The sequence below is a fragment of the Mesorhizobium sp. WSM4846 genome, from assembly GCF_055811415.1.
In genome coordinates this window covers 1-18,676 of the sequence record NZ_JBVVPZ010000072.1, presented here as the reverse complement: position 1 = coordinate 18,676, position 18,676 = coordinate 1, and the positions used below count along the sequence as shown (strand labels likewise).

The window sequence follows — 18,676 nt, the reverse complement described above, 5'->3', positions numbered from 1 at the left end:
CTTCAGCGCTGGTCGCGATCGATTCCGCAGACGGTGTTCGGCGTCGCAGGAAATGATCGCCTCATGATTGGTCGGGCTGCCGTCGATGACGGTGCGATCCGGTGCCGTGGCGCTCCAGGGCCTTCCGGAAGAAGCGCTTGGCTGCCGGCAGTCGCGGTGTTCGCTGAAGAAGAACTCGACCGTGTCGCCGACTCCGTCGACGGCACGATAGAGATACATCCATTGGCCGCGTATCTTGATGTATGTCTCGTCCATGTGCCACTTGCCGGTGACGGCGAAGCCCGGGATCAAACACCTAGGCTGCCAATCTCTCGCGATTTCTGGTTTCCACAGGCTAATGACAAACAGTGTCACCAGCGGCGGATCGTGCAGTTCCCGGCGTCCCCGCCTCTTTTTGAGGACCAGCTTTGAACACGGAGAAGTTTGGCAGGTTTGACCAGGGAGATTTTTCGAAATCGAAGGAGTCCGGACGTCGGATACACACTGCGGCTATCCCTCTGCTTCAACTGGTTCGTGCCAGGCGATACAAAGCGGAACGGCGGAGAGGCCCTTCCCATCCGCCAGATGATCGCGGCGATTGTGGTCGAATATGGCCTCGACCGTGGGCGTATCTTTATCACCGGCCTCTCCGCCGCGAATATAGAAGGAATCCAATATCCCGCCGGTTGAATGGGTGCTCCGCACGGAAGGATGATTGATCATCACGTCGGCCACCGTGCGCGCGCCCTGATTCTCGATGGTCTGCGCCGTGTAGCTGCCTATGTTGAACGGCGTATCCATGATGTCGCCGAGCAGGCCCAGGCGTCCCCCTCGCGCAACTTGTCCCCCGGGATACGCTTCCGGCAGGGTGCCGATCGTTGCGGTCAGGGGCACACCGCCTAGCCCCTCCACCACGATGCGTTCGAGCACCGTCGCTTCCTGCGCAGCTGCGTCCTGACCGATCACGGCCAGCGCAGCGAACAGCCCAACAGATTTCCTCATGCAAATCCCCTCATCGGCATTGACCAAGATTATTTGCCTTGTCCTGAAGGGAGCTGGGTTTGGTCGGCTAGGAGGCGTTGCTAGATAACATGACCTGTCAACAATCAACGTGCTGCTTCTTGTTCCCCACCTTCTAAACAGCGCCGGGAAGATTCGGCCGACAATGCCCGTAAGCCATTTGTTGAAAAAGTTCGGCATCCTCGCCACGGATTCGGCAGGCCCGGCTTGGTCGGACCATCCGGACGATTCTTTCAAGACCGTTGGTGGACTGAGGGAAGCTCTTGGCGGGCGATTTGGACACGAAGCGTTGGAAGAGCTATGTCCGTGTGGAACTGGGCGGGCGCGACAAAAGGATCAATATTCGACCCGAGCGGCGGCCGAGTGTCTTCTCCGCAGCTGGCCGACGGAATGGGGTCCGCGCCACAAGCAGGCCCGCGAAGCCTGCATCGCGGTCCTGAAGGCGAGCAGTCCGCCGGAATTTGCGCGGCAGGCTTTCGTCAAGGCCGCCGGCGAGGCCGGAATACTGGTCGTGGGAGTTTTTCCCGGCTGACGCGTCGAACGAAGCGTTCGGGAGGCAAACCGCCCGTCGATAGCGAGAGCCAAACGTCTCGGAACGCGCGCAAGGGTAGTGGCTGAGCTTGAAATATGCGAACTCGGCATAGGCGTTGCCGCATATCGGCCCGAGCTCCTATGGCTCGGAGAGCGGCATCTAAGGCCTCGACGCATATCTGCGGACGAATTCGTGGCCGGGATGTGGAGGCGCTCGCCGCGCCGGGCTGCCTTTCGCGGACGATCGCGACGACCAATGGTGCACGCCTTTCAGGCATAGTGCGATGCCGCCATTGGCCCCTTGAACGGTCAAGTCGGACACGCGTAACATCGCCATCTGAATTGAGTCTGCTTCATTCGTCCGGGCTAATGTCCGGATTGGTCTGGGTATTTCCCTTGCGTACGGATGCAACCAGCGGCGCGGCGAAGCGCGGCAAATCGTTTGTCCATGTGGCGGAAGCCTCCTGGGGCAAAGGCCTCAGCACCCTGCTGCGTATCGTGCGAATGACGCTGCGCCATCCCTGGCAAGTCGCCATCACCATCGGTTCGACCTTCATTGCCGCGACGCTGCAGCTTTTCATTCCGAGCTTGCTGGGACGCGCCATCGATCAGGCGCAGGGCGTCTTGACTGCTGGTGCTGGTCCTGCGGCAGAGCGCACGCTGTGGAACACGGCGCTCACGCTGCTCGTCGTCAGCATCCTGCGCGGCCTCTTCACCATGGCGCAGAACTACTATGGCGAGGCCGTCGGCCACCGGACCGGCTATGAACTGCGGCTGGCTTTCTATGAGAAGATCCAGCGCCTGAGCTTCTCCTTCCACGACCGGGTCCATACCGGCGATCTCATCACGCTCGGCCTGCTCGATCTCGACGGCGTGCGCATGTTCTTCTCCACCGGCATCCTGCGCGTCGTGCTGCTCGGCGTGCTGATCGGCGTCGGCGCTTATCTGCTGATCAGCACCGATCTCGTGCTCGGGCTGCTCAGCCTGAGCTTTGTGCCGTTCGTCGCCTGGCGGTCCTCGGTCACGCAGCTGGCGCTGCGCAGCACCTGGCTGACGTTGCAAGAGCGGCTGTCGGTGCTGAGCCGGGTGATGGATGAGAACCTCGGTGGCATCCGTGTCGTGCGTGCTTTTGCGGCGCAGCGGCATGAGCTGGAAAAGTTCGACCGCGCCAAGCAAGATGCGCTGGACCTCGCCAACCAGCGCGTCGGCATCCGCGTCAGCAACACCAGCGCCATGAATTTCTCGTTCCTCGCCGCCATGGGCTTGGTGCTCTGGTTCGGCGGCCAGAAGGTGATTGCGGGCCAGATCAGCGTCGGCACGCTGGCCCAGTTCCTCACCTTCATGACCATATTGCAGATGCCAGTGCGCCAGCTCGGCCTGATGGTCAATTCATTCGCCCGCGCTTCGACCTGCGGCACGCGACTGTTCGAACTGCTGGACACCGAACTCGATATCGAGGACGCGCCCGACGCCAGGGACCTTGTCGTCACTGACGGTGTGCTGCGCTTCGACAACGTCGGCTTCCGCTACGCGGGCGCTGGCCGCCCGACGCTATCCGGGATCTCCTTCGAGGCAAGATCCGGCGAGACCATCGGCATTGTCGGTCCGCCCGGCAGCGGCAAGTCGACCATCGCGCACCTGATCCCGCGCTTCTACGATGTGACGTCAGGCGCCATCACCATCGATGGCCAGGACATCAGCAAGGTCACGCTGCAATCGCTGCGCAAGGCGGTCGGCGTGGTGCAGCAGGACGCATTCCTGTTCACCACCTCGATCGAGAACAACATCGCCTACGGCAATCCATGGGCGCGCGAGACCCGCATCGGGCAAGCCGCCGAGTATGCCCAATTGCACAACTACATCATCGGGCTCCCGGCGGGCTACACCACAGTCGTTGGCGAACGCGGCGCGTCGCTTTCCGGCGGCCAGCGCCAGCGCCTGACCATCGCCCGCAGCCTAATGCTGCGGCCATCGGTGCTGGTCTTCGACGATTCCACTGCTGCCATCGACGCCGGCACCGAGCAGCGTATCCGGGCAGCGATGAAACGCTTCGCCAAGGACCGCGTGACGCTCATCATCTCGCACCGGCTGAGTTCACTGATGCATGCCGACCAGATCCTGTTCGTGGAGGGCGGCCGGATCGTCGAGCGCGGCACGCATGAGGAACTGCTGGCGCTCGGCGGACGTTACCGCGCCCTTTACGACCTGCAGCTGCGGCCGGACGATGACCGACCCGTTGTAACGGGAGCCGCGTGATGTCGACACATAGCGGCGACGAGAAGGAAGACACCAGCGGGCGGCCGACAAAGGCGGTCGTCGGCTCGCACCGCGACGAGGAAGAAGTCTTCGGCAAGGTCTATGATCCGCGCATCCTGCGGCGCATCTGGAGCTTCGTGAAACCGTATCGAGGCCGGATTTTCATCTCGGTCGCCGCGGTCTTGGTGTTCACGCTGACGCAGCTGGCGATCCCGCTGGTCATCCGCTACGCCATCGACCACGGCATGGCGGCGGGCAGGCTCGACCAGTCGGTGATGATATGGGCGACGGGCGCCTTCGCGACGATCATCCTCATCAACTACGGCGCCAGCTATGTGCAGGAGAGCGTCGTTGGCAAGGTGGCCGAAAACGTGCTCTCCGACCTGCGCCGCGCCATGTTCAGCCACCTGCAGCGGGTCTCGTTGAGCTTCATGGACAAGACCGAGGTCGGCCGGCTGATGTCGCGCCTGCAGGGCGATGTGAATTCGATGCAGGAATTCCTTGAAACGTCGGTGATGTCGGTGGGCGACATCGTGCTGTTGTTCGGCATCGTCAGCGTCCTGCTCTGGCTCGATTTCCGGCTCGGACTGCTGACGCTGTCGACCATGCCGGTGCTGTTCATCGTGCGCCTGTTCTGGCTGCCGCGCGCCAAGGTCGCCTTCATGGCGGCGCATGAAACCAACTCGATCGCCAACGGTGCGCTGGCCGAAGGCATCCATGGCGTGCGCACGGTACAGAGCCTGGAACGCCAGCATGTCAATTTCGATCTTTATGACGAGAAGGTGCTGGCCAATCTCAATGCCCATCTGAGATCGGCCAGGTATGCGCAGGTGATGGTGCCGATCGTCGACACGCTGACCGGGTTCGCCATGGCGACAGTCATCGTCGTGGGCGGCTCGATGGTGCTGTCGCACAGCCTCGACGTCGGCGTCATGGTGGCGTTCCTGTTCTACATCCAGCGCTTCTTCGACCCGATCCGCTCGCTCACCATGCAGTACAGCGTGATGCAGCGCGCCATGGCTTCGGGCCAGCGCATCTCCGAAGTGCTCGACGTGCCGGTGGACGTCAGCGATAAGGACAATGCTGTTAAGCTGTCGCGCGACATGGACGGCTCGGTCGAGTTCAGGAACGTCACCTTCGGCTACCGGCAGAACCTGCCGGTGCTGAAGAACGTTTCCTTTCGCGTCAACCCGGGCGAGACCGTAGCACTTGTCGGCCCGACCGGATCGGGCAAGTCCAGTTCGATGGCGCTGGTGCACCGCTTCTACGATGTCTGGTCGGGTCAGGTCCTGGTCGGCGGGCACGATGTGCGCGACCTGACACAGGATTCGCTCGGAGAGCAGGTGGCAATGGTGCTGCAGGAGCCGTTCCTGTTCTCAGGAACGGTGCTGGAGAACATCCGCTATCATAAGGCCGGCGCCAGCCGCGAGCAGGTGGTCCGCGCCGCACTGGCCGTCGGCGCGCACGACTTCATCGAGAACTTGCCCGATGGCTACGACACCGAACTCGAGCAGCGTGGCGGCAATCTCTCACTCGGCCAGCGCCAGCTGATCAGTTTCGCGCGGGCGCTGGTGGCCGACGCCAAGATCCTTGTGCTCGACGAAGCCACGGCCAGCATCGATTCCTATACAGAGATGCTGATCCAGAAGGCGCTGATAAAACTGCTGGAAGGCCGTACAGGGCTGGTTATTGCCCATCGCCTGGCCACCATCCGCGGAGCCGACCGAATCATCGTGCTGCAGAACGGCGAGATCGTCGAAAGCGGCAACCACGAACAGCTGATGGCAAAAAAAGGCCTCTACGCCCGTCTCTACAACATGAATTACGCTTCGTTCGACGATATTTCCGAGGAAGAGATGGGAATGGACGCAGCCGTCGGCAAAGCGACGTGAGCAGGCCTCGCGGAGCCGGACAGATAGCCCCTGCCGCGTTCTGCTAAGTGGAAGTAACGACCGTGCACAGAGATTCTGACTGTCTGGCGTTGGCTTGGGAGGCGACGTATTGGGGCTAGAAGCCCCACCGCCGCCGAAGCCGTAAATCGCCGTCCTGTACTTCGCCAGCATGAGCGGACGCCGAGCAGGAATATTTCGCCAAGCCGTCTTTCATAGCAATGGCGATTCAAGCCACCGGGTGCGCGGATCGTTAAAATATCCGCCCATCCTTCTGCAATGTCTCGAGAATGGCAATATCGATCCTGTCGAGCGACATTGTTCGTGCTTCCTGCGAATAGAACGGATTTTGGCGCAAGGAATAGCGATCACCGCGCCCGGCGACAACCGGATACGCAAACACTTGCCGCGCTATTTATGGTTTTATGGTCCACCCGCAAAATCAGAAATTCGAGGAGGAACGAATGCGCGTCGGCTGCCCCCGGGAAATCAAGAACCACGAATACCGCGTCGGCCTGACGCCGGGATCGGTCCGCGAATATGTCGCGCATGGCCACGAAGTGCTGGTCGAGACCGGCGCCGGCGCCGGCATCGGCGCCGACGACAACGCCTATCGCGCCGCCGGCGCCACCATCGCCAAGACGGCCGCCGACGTGTTTGCCAAGTCCGACATGATCGTCAAGGTCAAGGAGCCGCAGCCCAACGAATGGGTCCAGCTCCGTGACGGCCAGATCCTCTACACCTATCTCCATCTCGCTCCCGATCCGGAGCAGACCAAGGGCCTGCTGGCCTCGGGCGTGACGGCCATCGCCTACGAGACGGTCACCGACGACCGCGGCGGCCTGCCGCTGCTGGCGCCGATGTCGGAAGTCGCGGGCCGCCTGTCGATCCAGGCCGGCGCCACCGCGCTGCAGAAGGCCAATGGCGGCCGCGGCGTTCTGCTCGGCGGCGTGCCCGGGGTGCTGCCCGGCAAGGTCACTGTGCTCGGCGGCGGCGTCGTCGGCCTGCATGCCGCGCGGATGGCGGCCGGCCTTGGCGCCGACGTCACCATCATCGACCGCTCGATCCCGCGGCTTCGCCAACTCGACGATATCTTCGTCGGCCGCGTCCACACCCGCTACTCGACGGTCGAGGCGCTGGAAGAAGAGTGCTTTTCGGCCGACATCGTCGTCGGCGCCGTGCTGATCCCGGGTGCCGCCGCGCCAAAACTCGTTTCGCGCGAAATGCTGTCGGGCATGAAGAAAGGCTCGGTGCTGGTCGATGTCGCCATCGACCAGGGCGGTTGCTTCGAGACCTCGCACGCCACAACTCATGCCGACCCGACCTATGAGGTCGACGGCGTCGTTCACTATTGCGTCGCTAACATGCCGGGCGCGGTGCCGGTCACCTCGGCCCAGGCGTTGAACAACGCGACGCTGCATTACGGTCTGCAGCTCGCCGACAAGGGCCTGAAGGCGATCCTCGACGATCATCATTTGCGCAACGGCCTCAACGTCCACAAGGGCAAGATCACCAACCGCGCCGTCGCCGAAGCGCTCGGCTACGAAATGGCGGAGCCCAAAACGACCCTAGCCGCCTGATATTCCAGGCCCGAAAAGTTTCCTCCTGCCTCGCCCGCCGGTTCCCTGCCGGCGGTTTTTTCTTGGCGATGACTGGCAAGAGGCGTCTTCCCCCTCCCCTTTGCGTCAATCTTGCGGTGCAGCCCGTCGGGGCGAAACGCTGGTCGACGAGGAAGCTGAACGCGCGATCCGAACCTGGACATCGCCAGCCGAAATCCCCGGCTTTTCTGATGCGACGATCACCAGGGCCCCTCCCCGCGCGTTCGACAGCGGAAATGTGGAGAAACCATCCTCACCGCCATTGTCGGGGTAAATCCAAATCGCCCACCTTCGTTGCAAAACTACACTGGCAAGCGCTTTGAGGGAGTTTCGAAATTGCATTGTCTCCAGAGGATCGAGACGTTGATCGATGAGGCCAGCGTGGATGCGATCGATAAGGCGCGCGTTTTGCTGGATCAGTTCGATGGTAGGTCAGAAACACTCGCCCAAGCTATCGATGACTTCCTGCTTGATCTGATGACCCTGGTGTTTGTCGTAGAAACCACCCGCGAGAGGTTCCACAATCCGGCGCGGCGATTGGCGCGTATGAGATTGACCAAGATCAGCCTTTTGTTGGCGCCGTAGTCTGACGTCCCGGTCAGAGAGAGGTCGCACCAGGAAGAAGGCGCCGACTGATTGTTGGCAAATCCGAGCGCACCAAACAGCTACGTTCCCTTGCGGCCGCTAGCCTGGTGGCAAAAAGATGTGCGCCGAAGGACGCTACGGGACTGGCCAGCGAATTTTTGAGCCAGAACCGCGTCCGCGAGCCAGCGCCCAAGACTATGGTCGGCCTCCGGCAAGAGCCCGGCGTCGAGCATCTTCGCATGCCCCGCGTCGATCTTACTTCGGAAGTATTCCCCATGCCGAGCTATTAAGGTCGGTGGCGCGCCGGATCGTTGATCGGCGCGTGCTGCATCTGCTCAAGATGTGGCGGGAGATGCCCGGTCGAAGAAACCGATGATCGAGGCCGGAAGACACGCACGGCCAAGGTGCGGGATCCGTCTCGGCCGTATTCAACAGCACAACCTTGTAGCCCTCCTTGTCGAGCATTTAGAGAGTGCGCGGGTAATAGGCGCTGGCGAACACGACGTCGCTGGCCCGCAGCACGTTCGCTGCCGGTTCTTCTCCTTCTGGGACGACGATCTGCGCAAACCCTCAAAAGCGCCGCGCACCAGCGCCATTTCAACGGCCATGGCGTCATCGGCCGTTGTAAGCGCGACGGTAGGAATTGCGGGTTTTCTCATCGCGACCCGATCTCTACAAACAGGGTTCGCCAGTGGATTGGATGTGCCTGTCGGCAAAAAGTTCCTGAACCTGCGATGTTTGGATGGCCGCTATGCCACTGCTTTGAGCGGCGGCTCGTCTGCCGTTTGCAGGCGCGCCGCCAATGCCAGCAGGTCGGTCTGGGTGATCAGGCCGAGGATGCGCTGCTCGGCATCGACGATGACGACGGCATGGCTCCGACCGTCGGTAAGTACAGGAAGGAGACTTATCGCCGGTGTGTCGGGCGAGGCGGTGCCCGTCTTCGACGTCACGCCCTTGACCGTATCGGTCGCTCGCGTCAGCTCGCGCAGACCGACGGCGCCGACCAGCTTTGCCTCGGCATCGACCACCGGCAAGGCGCGGATGTTGTGGTCGAGAAGCTGCTTTCGCGCCTCGGCGGCGGTGGCACTTTCCGGCACCGAGATCACGTCGCAGGACATGATGTCCCGGCAAAGCAGCGTTCGGTGCGAGCGCACCATCGCCTGCAACTCGACCTGGTGCAGCAGCCTTTCGAGGTCGTCGCGGCCAATGTCGAAGGTTTCATCCAAAGCGGCGAGCGCCGCATCGACATCCTCGGGTCGGAAGCCGACGCGCTTTGCCGCCGGCGGATCGGCGGTGCCGTGGCTGTTGACGGCGGGTGCATGGAAATGCGGATAGTTGCGCCGTGACAGAAGGTGGAAAATAAAGCCGAGCGCCACCAGTACGGCCGAATTCAGCGCCACCGGCACGACGGGGAACAGGAAGCCGGCGCTGACCACGGCCGGTCCGCCGAGCACGGCAGTCAGCGCCGCGGCACCGCCCGGCGGATGCAAGCAGCGCGTGAACGACATAGTGGCGATCGCCAGCGCCACAGCGAGGCCCGACGCGATCACCGGATCGGGCACGAAATGCGCCACTGTCACGCCGACCAGTGCAGAGATCGAATTGCCGCCGATAATCGACCAGGGCTGCGCAAGCGGGCTCGACGGCACGGCGAAGAGCAGCACGGCGGAGGCGCCCATCGGGGCCACCAGCAGCGCCACATGCGGGCCGCCGCCCATGGCGAGCCCGCTGATCACGCCGGTCAGCGCGATGCTAATAGTGGCGCCGATGCAGGCGAGCAGCCGCTCGCGTAGCGTCGCACCGGCGAGGATTGGGACGAAGAGGCGAAACCTCATGCTAAGCCTTGGAACGAGTGGAAGTCTGCGCTGTCCGCAATGCCGCCGAAGCCACGGATTTGAAAGTCAAACAAATCCGAATGTTCGCGGCCAGTGGGAATATTATTGCGCGCACCGGTTCGTGCGGTCGCCGCCAACGGCTGGTGCTTTTCAAATCGCGTCAGAGCTGGGCGCGGAGATACTTCTACCGCAAATGGATAGTATCGAATTCCTCCTGGCATGGCGGAACGTTCTCGCTTACCGCTGATCATTCTGGTGAAAGAATTCGCGTGAGCATTGGATTTTTGCTCAGTAACGGCCAGATGCGCGGACGAAGATTATCAAGATCAGCATTGGCGGGATGAACTCATCAACCGGATTTTGTCCCTGCACTTTCGCTCGGTAGCGAAACCAATTGGGGCGCGCTCGCCTGTCCATGAAAACAAGCGCCCAGTCCTGAAGGAACACGGCAACAGGGTGAACCACACCGTGCCCATCGTTTGCGCGAGAGCTGTCCCGACGCGAAGATGAACAAATCCTTGTGCCATCGTCCCAGCATTTAATCGCTGCGCAGGATCTTTGGTTCGAGCGCGGCTGCCACAAAAGCTCTTCGAGCAGCTGGTGGATGAGCCTCACCACGCAATACCTGCAGACAGGCGTCCATCGCCACCCTCCGTCTCTCGGTCTGACGATGTAGATCACGCAGCAGGATATTGGCCGCCTCATTGACGTCGAACACGATACGCTCGGTGCTGTGGCGGCCAACCCGGACAACAACCGGCCTCTCAAATCTCCGCAAGGCGGTCATCTCTCCGCCCCCCCAAAGGCGATCATGTGTCAAGAGGCCCAGTTCGCTTCTCTGCCGAGCCGAGCCGGTTCCGCTGCCCTGAATGTCGACAATGCCCTCTTGACCAGCCCCGCGCCAGCCTCGCATGCGTCGCCGCCTAGGCTCGCTCTGCAGACACGTCACGGACTATTGAGAAATCGTTCCATGATCTCGCCGAAAGCTGCCGCCGCCGCGGGTCTCCCGGCTGCATCCTCGGGTGATGCTCGAGTGAGGCCCGGCAACATGAGGACGGTCGCTCATTCGGCTCGGCCTTTCGTGCCCATCCACCTTCTCCCACAGGGGAGACGGGGATGCAGCGCCTTCAAAGTGAGGAACAAATCACCTTCGCCGCGAACCTTTCACATTGTCTCGCCACCACCACCGTCGATGAAGTTTCGGACTCGCGCGGGCCGAATCGGGGGATCGGAATCGCAGACCATGCGATCGATCTCGTCCCGACGGTTGCCAAAATTGAAAACGAGGCATAATTGCCCAGACATCCAGCTGCTTCGGAGGCTTGCTATGACTTTTGCTCAATCGGTCGGTGCGTTCTTTCGTCGGCTGAAGCCATTCATCCTGCTTTTCCTGTTGACTCAGTTCCTGGTCAGGCTGGCGCTGTCGCTGGTTTCGGCCAAAGACCTGTCTTTCCATCCGGCCGACTGGCTGGTTCCTTTCTTCACTGGCTTCTGGTTCGATATCGTCACGCTGCTTCCAATCCTCGTGGTCTTTCTCCTCTTCCCGCTGCTCCTGCCAGTTTCGTGGGCCGGAAAGCGGTTTGACCGCGCAGTTGGGCTCTCGGGCTTCGCAATCTTCCTGTTTCTGATGGTCGTGCAGGGAGTCAGCGAGTATTTCTTCTGGGACGAATTCACGACGCGCTTCAATTTCATCGCGGTCGACTACCTCGTGTACACGCAGGAAGTGATCCAGAACATTATGGAGAGCTATCCGGTCGTGCCGCTGCTTGCCGGCATCGGCCTGTTGGCGGTCGGCGGGGCCTATCTGCTCCGCCGCCAGGTGAAGGCAGGCTTCGCGCCGCATCCGCCGTTCATGAAGCGGCTGGCGGTCTTTGCGACGATAACGGGGATGGCCGCCGCCGGCGTGTTGGTGACGCCCGATTCGATCACACGGCCGATGCCGAGCGCGATCGCCCGCGAACTCGGGGGCAACGGACTCTATGGTTTGGTTAGCGCCTTCTTCTCGAATGAGATCGATTTCGCGAATTTCTATCGGACCATACCCGAGAAACAGGCGGCCGAACGGACACGCGACCTTTTAGCGGAAGATCACGAGCCGTTCGAAAGCACCGATTTAAACGACATCACGCGTGACATTCGAGCCGAGGGTCCGATGCTGCGCAAGAACGTCATCCTGGTCGGCATGGAAAGCATGAGTGCGGAGTTCATGGGCACATTCGGCAATCCGAAAAGACTGACACCGAACCTTGACCGGCTGGCGTCTGAAGGCCTGCTTTTCACGGAAATGCGGGCGACCGGCACGCGCACCGTGCGCGGGCTTGAAGCGATCGCGCTTTCAGTCCCGCCGACCCCGGGGCAATCGATCCTGCGTCGCCCCGGCAACGACAATCTCTTCACCATTGGCTCGGTGTTCCAGGATTCGGGCTACGATACGCGCTTCCTCTATGGCGGCTACGGCTATTTCGACAACATGAACGCGTTCTTTTCCGGTAATGGCTTCGGTATCGTCGACCGCGCTACGATGGCGGCAGGCAATGTGCATTTCGCCAATGCGTGGGGCGTTAGCGATGAGGATCTCTATGACGAGGTGATCCGCCAAGCCGACGCCTCGGCGAAAGCCGGCAAGAACTTCTTCAGCTTCGTCATGAACACGTCAAACCACCGGCCCTTTACCTATCCAGCTGGCGCCATAGACATCCCATCGCCGGGCGGGCGCGACGGGGCGGTCAAATATTCCGACTACGCGATCGGGGAACTGGTCAAGAAGGCATCGGCGAAACCGTGGTTCAGGGATACCGTTTTTGTCTTTGTCGCCGATCATACGGCGAGCGTCGCAGGCAAGGTGGAGCTCGACATGAACAAATACCACATACCGTGCATCATCTGGTCGCAGGGCTTTGTCGAGCCCCGCCGGATCAACCGGCTGGCGAGCCAGGTGGATATTGCGCCGTCGCTGCTTGCCCTGCTGCAGGCTAGCTATCGCAGCCGCTTTTTCGGCGACGACCTGATCGAAGCGGACGAACCGGAGCGGCCGGTCTACATCTCCAACTACCAGAAGGTGGCCATGATCCTGCATGGCCGCACGACGATCCTTGAGCCCAAGAAGCAAATCGTCCAGATCAAGGGTGAGGAGGTGCAACCTGAAAGGGCCGTCGACCACAACGCGGTCGAAGATACCGTAGCCGTCTATCAATATGCCTCGCACTGGCGCGATATTTCACGCCGCATTCCAAGTGTTCTTGACAACGGCACGCGGGCACTCGGCCGGTCCGGTGTGCATCGCCTGCCAAACCCGAAGCGACGCGCGCCTCCGTCCAGGACCACACCCACCATACCGGTGCCCTAACAAAGCCACCGTGCCACAACGTCTTAGGAATGCCAGGTCTGCTCCGGTGATCGCCAAGAGGTGTGAGGACCTTAACAATCAAGTTCGTGGCTCGCAACGGCAATGGCCGGAACGGGTCCAGCCTGTCTTGGAACGTGATTGATGTGATAACGTGATTCCCGATCAGCGAGGTGGGTCAGGCTGAAGCGGTTTGTCGAGGGCGAGGATCGCCGGCAAGCGGCACTGCTTCCCGAGTGCCTGGACGATTACGTGACGCAGGACAATCCGTGGAGGCAACGGGGTGAATCGTGGATCTGCTACTTTCGCGCGCTCCAGTTTGGGAGGCGCGGCACGCGTTGCCCCTGTCGACAACTGAGCCTGGTGCTTGTGGCGGTGTTCGGAGTGACATTCCTCAAGGAACACTTGTCATTGTCGAACTGGGCAGGGGTTGCCTTGATCGCAACAGGCGCGGTTCTGGTACGCTACAAAGGCAAACAGGAGGGCTATTCGCGGCGGCTTATTGCTCCGTCTTTAGGATCAGAACAGCCAAAAAAAGGTGGGCAGGTAGCCAGCTACCTGGAGGTATTCCATGCCTTCGGTGGCTGGAAAGATCGCCAGAAAATAGAGGGCATCGAAGAATGTGCTTCTTAATGCGCTCGTGGAGAACGTGTGCTGATGCTTGTCCTGATGCAGCCACGGCTTGGGCCAGAACCGTGGCGTCCTTGCCACATATGCTTCGAACTCCGAACCAAATTTGTCACGAAGAAACGTCTCTTCCTTTCGGGCAGTCATCCCGAAAACCGCATAGGTGCACCCCCCCAGAGCGGATGCAACGATGAGCGATCCGAACATGAGGCCGATGCCGAATGCTCCGATCGTCGAAAACAGATATAGGGGATTGCGAGTGATCGAGTACGGCCCGCTGACTGCCAACTCGCTGTTCTTCCGCCCCCCAATATAGAGGATGCTCCACAACCTCCCGAATATGCAGACGAGGATCAGAAAAAAACCGATCATCTCGACGACCTCGTGAAGACTAGATGCTTCATCCCAACCGGGGCGAGAGAATAGCAGCGAGCCTATCGCCGCTATGCTCAAGGCCCGGACGACCACAAGTCTCTTCCGCTGATTAAATGGTTGCGGGGCAATGCAAGCGGACATTATGGTTCCTTCGACAAAGGCTTTTTCGGGGGCTCGCGCCAAGCAGTCCTCTCCGCGGGTTTGAAGCTCTCAAGATCGCGTGCTGTATCGCGCGGGTTAGCGGTTACTAACCGTTCTGTAACATTGGTCAATGGCCCGTCTGGAAGGTCAAGGTGGTTACGGCGTTCCTCGGCCAGCCCTCCCACCCGTCGCGGGGTAAACTTCCAGCTGCACGTGTCTGTTTGCTATCGCGATCCATTGCTCAGCTTCCAAAGTCGTTTCTCTACCCCATGTAGGTTACCAGCGAAGCTTGATCTGCTAAACCAATATGGTGTTACACTTGTAGTCTCGCAGAGGCTTCTCCCAGCTCTCTGGGTCACGTCGAGAGCCGTAACCGGATCCGATTTTTCGGCGGAGGGGGTTTGCGGCGAGCGCGCTTAGTGCGCGGTCTTCAAGGCCGGGTCGAGAGCCTTGAGATCGAGAACCAGGCGCTGCGCGCCGAGATCCAGACCCTCAAGGATCGCCCTCCGGACAAGCCGACCAAGCCGTCGGAATGGGCAACGCAGCCGGAGGGAAAGTGACGCCGTCGCGGCGCCAAGCGCGACGGCGGTCGCGTGAGCCGCGAGGTGACGGTTGCGGAGAGCGCTCCTGCGGGCTCACGCTTCAAGGGATACAAGACGATCCCGGTGCGCGATCTGGTTTTGTCGGCCGGGGTGATGCGCTATCGCTGGGAGTGCTGGGTGACACCGAGCGGCGAGAGGGTCGTCAGCGGCAGGTGACACTCGACAACGGCATCCTGTTCCCGCGACGACTGCGCAGGAACCGCAGCGAACGCATGTGGGCGCCGCAACAGCACGGCCCTCCAGGTCCTGCATAGCCGAGATATGGCGGCGCCTTCTTCTACGGTCGAACGCGTGGTCGGCCCCGGCCGGGCGGCGGCGTCTCGGAGATCAAAGTGATTAATATGGCCGAGTGGCGGTTAGTCATGCCGACCTGCATCCGGCTTATATCGACTGGAGCGGCTCAAGGCCAACCAGCGTGTCGCCACCAACGAACAAAGCTTATGGAATGCAGCGCCGCGCCGGGACAGTCCGCGAAGGGTCCGCCTGCTCCAGGGCAGAGTTCTCTGCAGCCTTTGCAGCTTGCAAACATGGGCGTCCATTACAACGGCCCCCAGCCGAGAGCCCCTCGGCGAGTCGGGAGCCGAAAGAGTCGCGGCTCCGCTCACCCGTTCGGCCGTTCCGTGTACCAGGCGAGCGTCTCGCAGCGCGAAAGCTGCTCAGGCGACCCTTCGCGATTTTGGCCGGATCGACGTCGTCCTGGGGCAGGAAGCAGGCGAATGACTGTCAAAAAGCGTCCGCCGCAGCCCGGCGTCGATCACTAGAACCTGGCCCGGGCGCGGCGGAACTGCAGGGCGGCGGCCATTCCGGAATAGCTGCCGCCGACATCGATGATGGAACCTACACTAACGGCAGCTCAATTCGGATGGTTGTGAGGACAGGCTCGGCTCCAGCCGGACGGGCAGTGTTCTGAGGGTGTTTGCACACCATGTTGATGGTTGCCACAATGGAGATCGCCTCAGAAGCGGCGCTCAATCGGAAACGTTAGCACCTCCGCGTTTTGGCGCGGCTGCTTGAACTCTTCGACAGCAACCGCCTCGATCAGCAAATCCAAGGCTTCGCGCCCCCTCCGGCTCATCGGGTCATCGCCTCCGAGGTAATGATACGCTCGATCTAGATGCACTCGCGCGGCGGAAAAATCGCTTGTCATATGACCCTCTCAGTTGCCGCCCGCGCTGGCCATCTACGAGGTGAGGGTCGCGCAATCGTCAATATCCACAGACAAATTTGATTTAAATCGTAGATGATCTGGGAGAAATCCGGACCCCGGCTTGTCTTATAGGAGAGTCCCTTGCTGACGTCGCCGGCCGGGCTCTGTTGGCTCTGCAATAGCGTTTCGTGGTGCGCCACCATGAAAGTTCGCACGTTTTCATGCGCGGTCGATCAGACACGGTTCACGAACAAAAGCCTGCGGACGGTGCAGATGGCGGTAATAGCCTGGCGGCAGAAGTCGGTCCTGGCGACTGGATGACGCCAGCTCTTCCCCGCCAAATCGTTTGGTAACATTCGTCGCAAGTCAATCTGTTTTCAGGATGGTCCGCATATTGAGGTAAGGCACAGACGTCAGGTGCGCCTCGCTATCGACAATCGCGGTAGATGGTGTTCGAAATGTTCATGCCCTGCGGAAGGATGGGCTTGTCCTGTGCCGACGCCGGTCATACCGGCTATGGTTGGCGAAGCATCCTAAATGGCTGATTTTCGACACGCCACCCGACCGACGCAGGACGGCGTTGAACACGACGTCACCTTACATTTCGAGGGGTTTCTCAGCCAGTGCTAGAGCAAGCTGTTCCACGGTATCAAACAGCGCGGCTACACGGGTAGTTTCTCGAATCTCGAGCGACTGCTCGCAAGCTGGAGCCGCGCCGAAAGGTAGGGACACCGGTCGCCCTCCGATCATACGCCACCAACCAGCCGGCGATGCTGACGATCTCTTCCGAGCGCGCGGCAGTCGGTGAGGGACCGGCCTATCATGGCCGCATTACGAAGCAGGTCTCCTGAATCGAAGCCTCTATCCGATCGACGAACGCCTCAAGTTTCGCGGGCAGCAAGACCGGCCGGGACCAGGTGTATTCGGTATCCTAATCATCGCAGAGCGTGTTTAGCTTGGGGCGCGCAGAAGGTGAATGGCGTCAGCGCGGTGAGGTGGACCGCGACGCTAAGCTAAAAACGTGTTGGACTAAGCGACGGGACGGCTGACTGGTATGGGCGTTCAATTGATCTGGCGCCTTAAATGGCAGGAAGGCCTCGCGGCCGGTTCGAGGCGCATTATATCCTCCCCCGAAGCAGCACGCGCGAGTATCGTAACAAGCCCCGAGCGCTTCGCGTTCGGCGGTGTCCAATTTCCGACAATGTCGGATACAAAGTCAGATCTACTGGATTGCGTTTAAATCGTTTTCTCATTCGGCACAGTACATGCACGTCATCCGCAAGCACGACCGACCAACAAGAAATCGCATGATCACCTCACCAAAACATACAGCCGCCGCGGAACAAATCACTTCGCCGCGAACTTGCTTATCGCCCGTCACCACAACCCGAGCCATCGATGTCTTACGGGCTGCCCAGGATACCTGCTGCGACCGCGCTTGCCCTACGACCGCTCCGGCTGTTACCGACGAGAAAAAGTAACGGATTTCCTGCTGACGACGGCATGGAGGTGGTCGTCATCCCCCATCACCTGAGCCGATCGTCGCCCATAGGGTGGGGTGCAAGGTCGGCAACATCGCGCCCACAAGGAGATTCCGATGTCTGAAGCCAGTCAGGAAAAGTTGGACGCATTCTTGAGGAAAATGGTCGGCGATCTCGGTGCGATCGCTACGGGCGCGGGGGTCTTGCTGGGCGACAGACTCGGCCTGTTCAAGGCATTGCGTGAAGGCGGCAAGACGACGGCGGCCGAACTTTCGACACGCACCGGCACCCAGGAACGCCTTGTAAGGGAATGGCTTTCCGGGCAAGCGGCGGCGGGCTACGTCAACTACGATGAATCCAACGACGAGTTTTATCTAAACGCCGAGCAGGAGTCGGTGTTCGCCGATGAAGATAGCCCGGCCTTCATGGCTGGCGCATTCGAGTTCCTGTCCGCGCTGTGGCTCGATGAAGAAAAAGTGAGGCAGGCATTCCAGTCCGGCAAGGGCGTCGCGTGGCACGATCATAGCGCGTGTCTGTTTCGCGGCACGGAGCGGTTCTTCCGTCCAGGTTACAATGCCAATCTGATCGACTCCTGGCTACCGGCGCTGGAGGGCGTAGTCGAGAAGCTCGAACGCGGCGCGGAGGTCGGGGATGTCGGATGCGGTCACGGCGCATCGACCGTGCTCATGGCGCGTGCTTTCCCCAATTCGCGCTTCGTCGGCTTCGATTATCACTCCGCTTCGATCGAGCGTGCCCGAAAGGCCGCCGACGAAGCCGGCGTTGGCGCCAACACGCGCTTCGAGGTCGCGGCCGCCAAGACCTATCGCGGCACGTATGACCTCGTCGCTTTCTTTGATTGCCTTCACGACATGGGCGATCCAGAGGGCGCCGCCGCCCATGTCCGCGGGTCGCTCAAGCCGGATGGCACCTGGATGATCGTCGAGCCGTTGGCGCATGACCATCTAGCGGCGAATCTCAATCCCGTCGGACGCGTCTATTATGCCGCTTCCACATTCGTGTGCACGCCCGCTTCGCTGTCGCAGGAAGTCGGACTTGGGCTTGGCGCCCAGGCCGGCGAGGCGAGGTTGCGCAGGGTGGTGACCGCCGGCGGCTTCAAGCGATTCCGTCGCGCCGCGGAGACGCCGTTCAACTTGGTGCTGGAGGCCCGCCCCTAGGGCGGCCGTTGCTAGCTAGTGTCCGTCCATAAACAGTAACTTTTCGAAGTATTCATTGTAGACGCCCATGTAGGTATAGGTATTTCCGACTG

At 61.0% G+C, this 18,676-nt stretch carries 16 protein-coding genes and 2 pseudogenes; 11 read left to right on the top strand and 7 right to left on the bottom strand.

Annotated elements, in window-relative coordinates; translation table 11 throughout:
• A partial coding sequence (locus tag AC0L15_RS32195) for a DDE-type integrase/transposase/recombinase (RefSeq protein ID WP_473498307.1) occupies window positions 1-255 on the bottom strand: 255 nt, incomplete at its 3' end.
• 234 nt (window positions 256-489) lie between these two features.
• A complete protein-coding gene (locus AC0L15_RS32190; RefSeq protein WP_473498305.1) occupies window positions 490-1,008 on the bottom strand; it encodes a TonB-dependent receptor plug domain-containing protein in 519 nt (172 codons plus the stop codon).
• A gap of 136 nt (window positions 1,009-1,144) precedes the next feature.
• Here AC0L15_RS32190 and AC0L15_RS32185 point away from each other — a divergent pair, with 136 nt between their 5' ends.
• The 5 genes from AC0L15_RS32185 to AC0L15_RS32165 all read left to right on the top strand — a co-directional run bounded on the left by AC0L15_RS32185 (window position 1,145) and on the right by AC0L15_RS32165 (window position 7,858).
• Window positions 1,145-1,531 (top strand): DUF982 domain-containing protein, encoded by a 387-nt coding sequence (locus AC0L15_RS32185; protein ID WP_473498309.1) that lies wholly within the window; start codon window positions 1,145-1,147, stop codon window positions 1,529-1,531.
• Window positions 1,532-1,899: 368 nt separating this feature from the next.
• The gene (locus AC0L15_RS32180) at window positions 1,900-3,786 is read left to right on the top strand and encodes an ABC transporter ATP-binding protein (RefSeq protein WP_473498303.1); all 1,887 of its coding nucleotides are present in this window, start codon (window positions 1,900-1,902) and stop codon (window positions 3,784-3,786) included.
• The gene (locus AC0L15_RS32175) at window positions 3,786-5,678 is read left to right on the top strand and encodes an ABC transporter ATP-binding protein (RefSeq protein ID WP_473498301.1); all 1,893 of its coding nucleotides are present in this window, start codon (window positions 3,786-3,788) and stop codon (window positions 5,676-5,678) included. Before AC0L15_RS32180 ends, AC0L15_RS32175 begins: the two co-directional genes overlap by 1 nt.
• A gap of 461 nt (window positions 5,679-6,139) precedes the next feature.
• On the top strand, window positions 6,140-7,255 hold the full coding sequence (ald, locus tag AC0L15_RS32170; protein WP_473498299.1) for an alanine dehydrogenase: 1,116 nt from the start codon (window positions 6,140-6,142) through the stop codon (window positions 7,253-7,255).
• 381 nt (window positions 7,256-7,636) lie between these two features.
• Complete coding sequence (locus tag AC0L15_RS32165; RefSeq protein ID WP_245485680.1) at window positions 7,637-7,858, top strand: hypothetical protein; 222 nt, start codon at window positions 7,637-7,639, stop codon at window positions 7,856-7,858.
• Between the two features lie 468 nt (window positions 7,859-8,326).
• Here AC0L15_RS32165 and AC0L15_RS32160 read toward each other — a convergent pair.
• From AC0L15_RS32160 to AC0L15_RS32150, 3 genes and pseudogenes are all read right to left on the bottom strand, one after another.
• Window positions 8,327-8,425, bottom strand: a pseudogene (locus AC0L15_RS32160) (dimethylarginine dimethylaminohydrolase); the annotation flags it as partial.
• Between the two features lie 182 nt (window positions 8,426-8,607).
• A complete protein-coding gene (locus AC0L15_RS32155; protein WP_473498297.1) occupies window positions 8,608-9,693 on the bottom strand; it encodes an HPP family protein in 1,086 nt (361 codons plus the stop codon).
• Between the two features lie 538 nt (window positions 9,694-10,231).
• Window positions 10,232-10,480: a DUF982 domain-containing protein gene (locus AC0L15_RS32150; protein ID WP_127209495.1), complete on the bottom strand. Its 249-nt coding sequence runs from the start codon at window positions 10,478-10,480 to the stop codon at window positions 10,232-10,234.
• 329 nt (window positions 10,481-10,809) lie between these two features.
• Here AC0L15_RS32150 and AC0L15_RS32145 point away from each other — a divergent pair, with 329 nt between their 5' ends.
• The 3 genes and pseudogenes from AC0L15_RS32145 to AC0L15_RS32135 all read left to right on the top strand — a co-directional run.
• Entirely contained in the window at window positions 10,810-10,986 is a 177-nt protein-coding gene (locus AC0L15_RS32145; RefSeq protein WP_473498295.1) for a hypothetical protein, read from the top strand.
• A gap of 34 nt (window positions 10,987-11,020) precedes the next feature.
• Complete coding sequence (locus tag AC0L15_RS32140) at window positions 11,021-13,039, top strand: LTA synthase family protein (protein ID WP_473498293.1); 2,019 nt, start codon at window positions 11,021-11,023, stop codon at window positions 13,037-13,039.
• Between the two features lie 279 nt (window positions 13,040-13,318).
• Window positions 13,319-13,510 (top strand): annotated as a pseudogene (locus AC0L15_RS32135) (EamA family transporter); the annotation flags it as partial.
• A 45-nt stretch (window positions 13,511-13,555) separates the two neighbouring features.
• On the opposite strand, the gene AC0L15_RS32130 reads toward AC0L15_RS32135, so the two are convergent.
• The gene (locus AC0L15_RS32130) at window positions 13,556-14,221 is read right to left on the bottom strand and encodes a methyltransferase family protein (protein ID WP_473498291.1); all 666 of its coding nucleotides are present in this window, start codon (window positions 14,219-14,221) and stop codon (window positions 13,556-13,558) included.
• 377 nt (window positions 14,222-14,598) lie between these two features.
• Here AC0L15_RS32130 and AC0L15_RS32125 point away from each other — a divergent pair, with 377 nt between their 5' ends.
• Together AC0L15_RS32125 and AC0L15_RS32120 are read left to right on the top strand one after the other, a co-directional pair.
• Window positions 14,599-14,739, top strand: coding sequence for a hypothetical protein (locus tag AC0L15_RS32125; RefSeq protein ID WP_473489900.1), 141 nt, complete (start codon window positions 14,599-14,601; stop codon window positions 14,737-14,739).
• 33 nt (window positions 14,740-14,772) lie between these two features.
• Window positions 14,773-14,937, top strand: a complete 165-nt coding sequence (locus AC0L15_RS32120) for a hypothetical protein (RefSeq protein ID WP_473498289.1) — start codon at window positions 14,773-14,775, stop codon at window positions 14,935-14,937.
• Window positions 14,938-15,736: 799 nt separating this feature from the next.
• Here the strand turns inward: AC0L15_RS32120 and AC0L15_RS32115 are convergent.
• On the bottom strand, window positions 15,737-15,928 hold the full coding sequence (locus tag AC0L15_RS32115; protein ID WP_473498287.1) for a hypothetical protein: 192 nt from the start codon (window positions 15,926-15,928) through the stop codon (window positions 15,737-15,739).
• 1,597 nt (window positions 15,929-17,525) lie between these two features.
• Here AC0L15_RS32115 and AC0L15_RS32110 point away from each other — a divergent pair.
• On the top strand, window positions 17,526-18,584 hold the full coding sequence (locus AC0L15_RS32110; protein WP_473498285.1) for a class I SAM-dependent methyltransferase: 1,059 nt from the start codon (window positions 17,526-17,528) through the stop codon (window positions 18,582-18,584).
• Window positions 18,585-18,676: the final 92 nt, after the last annotated feature.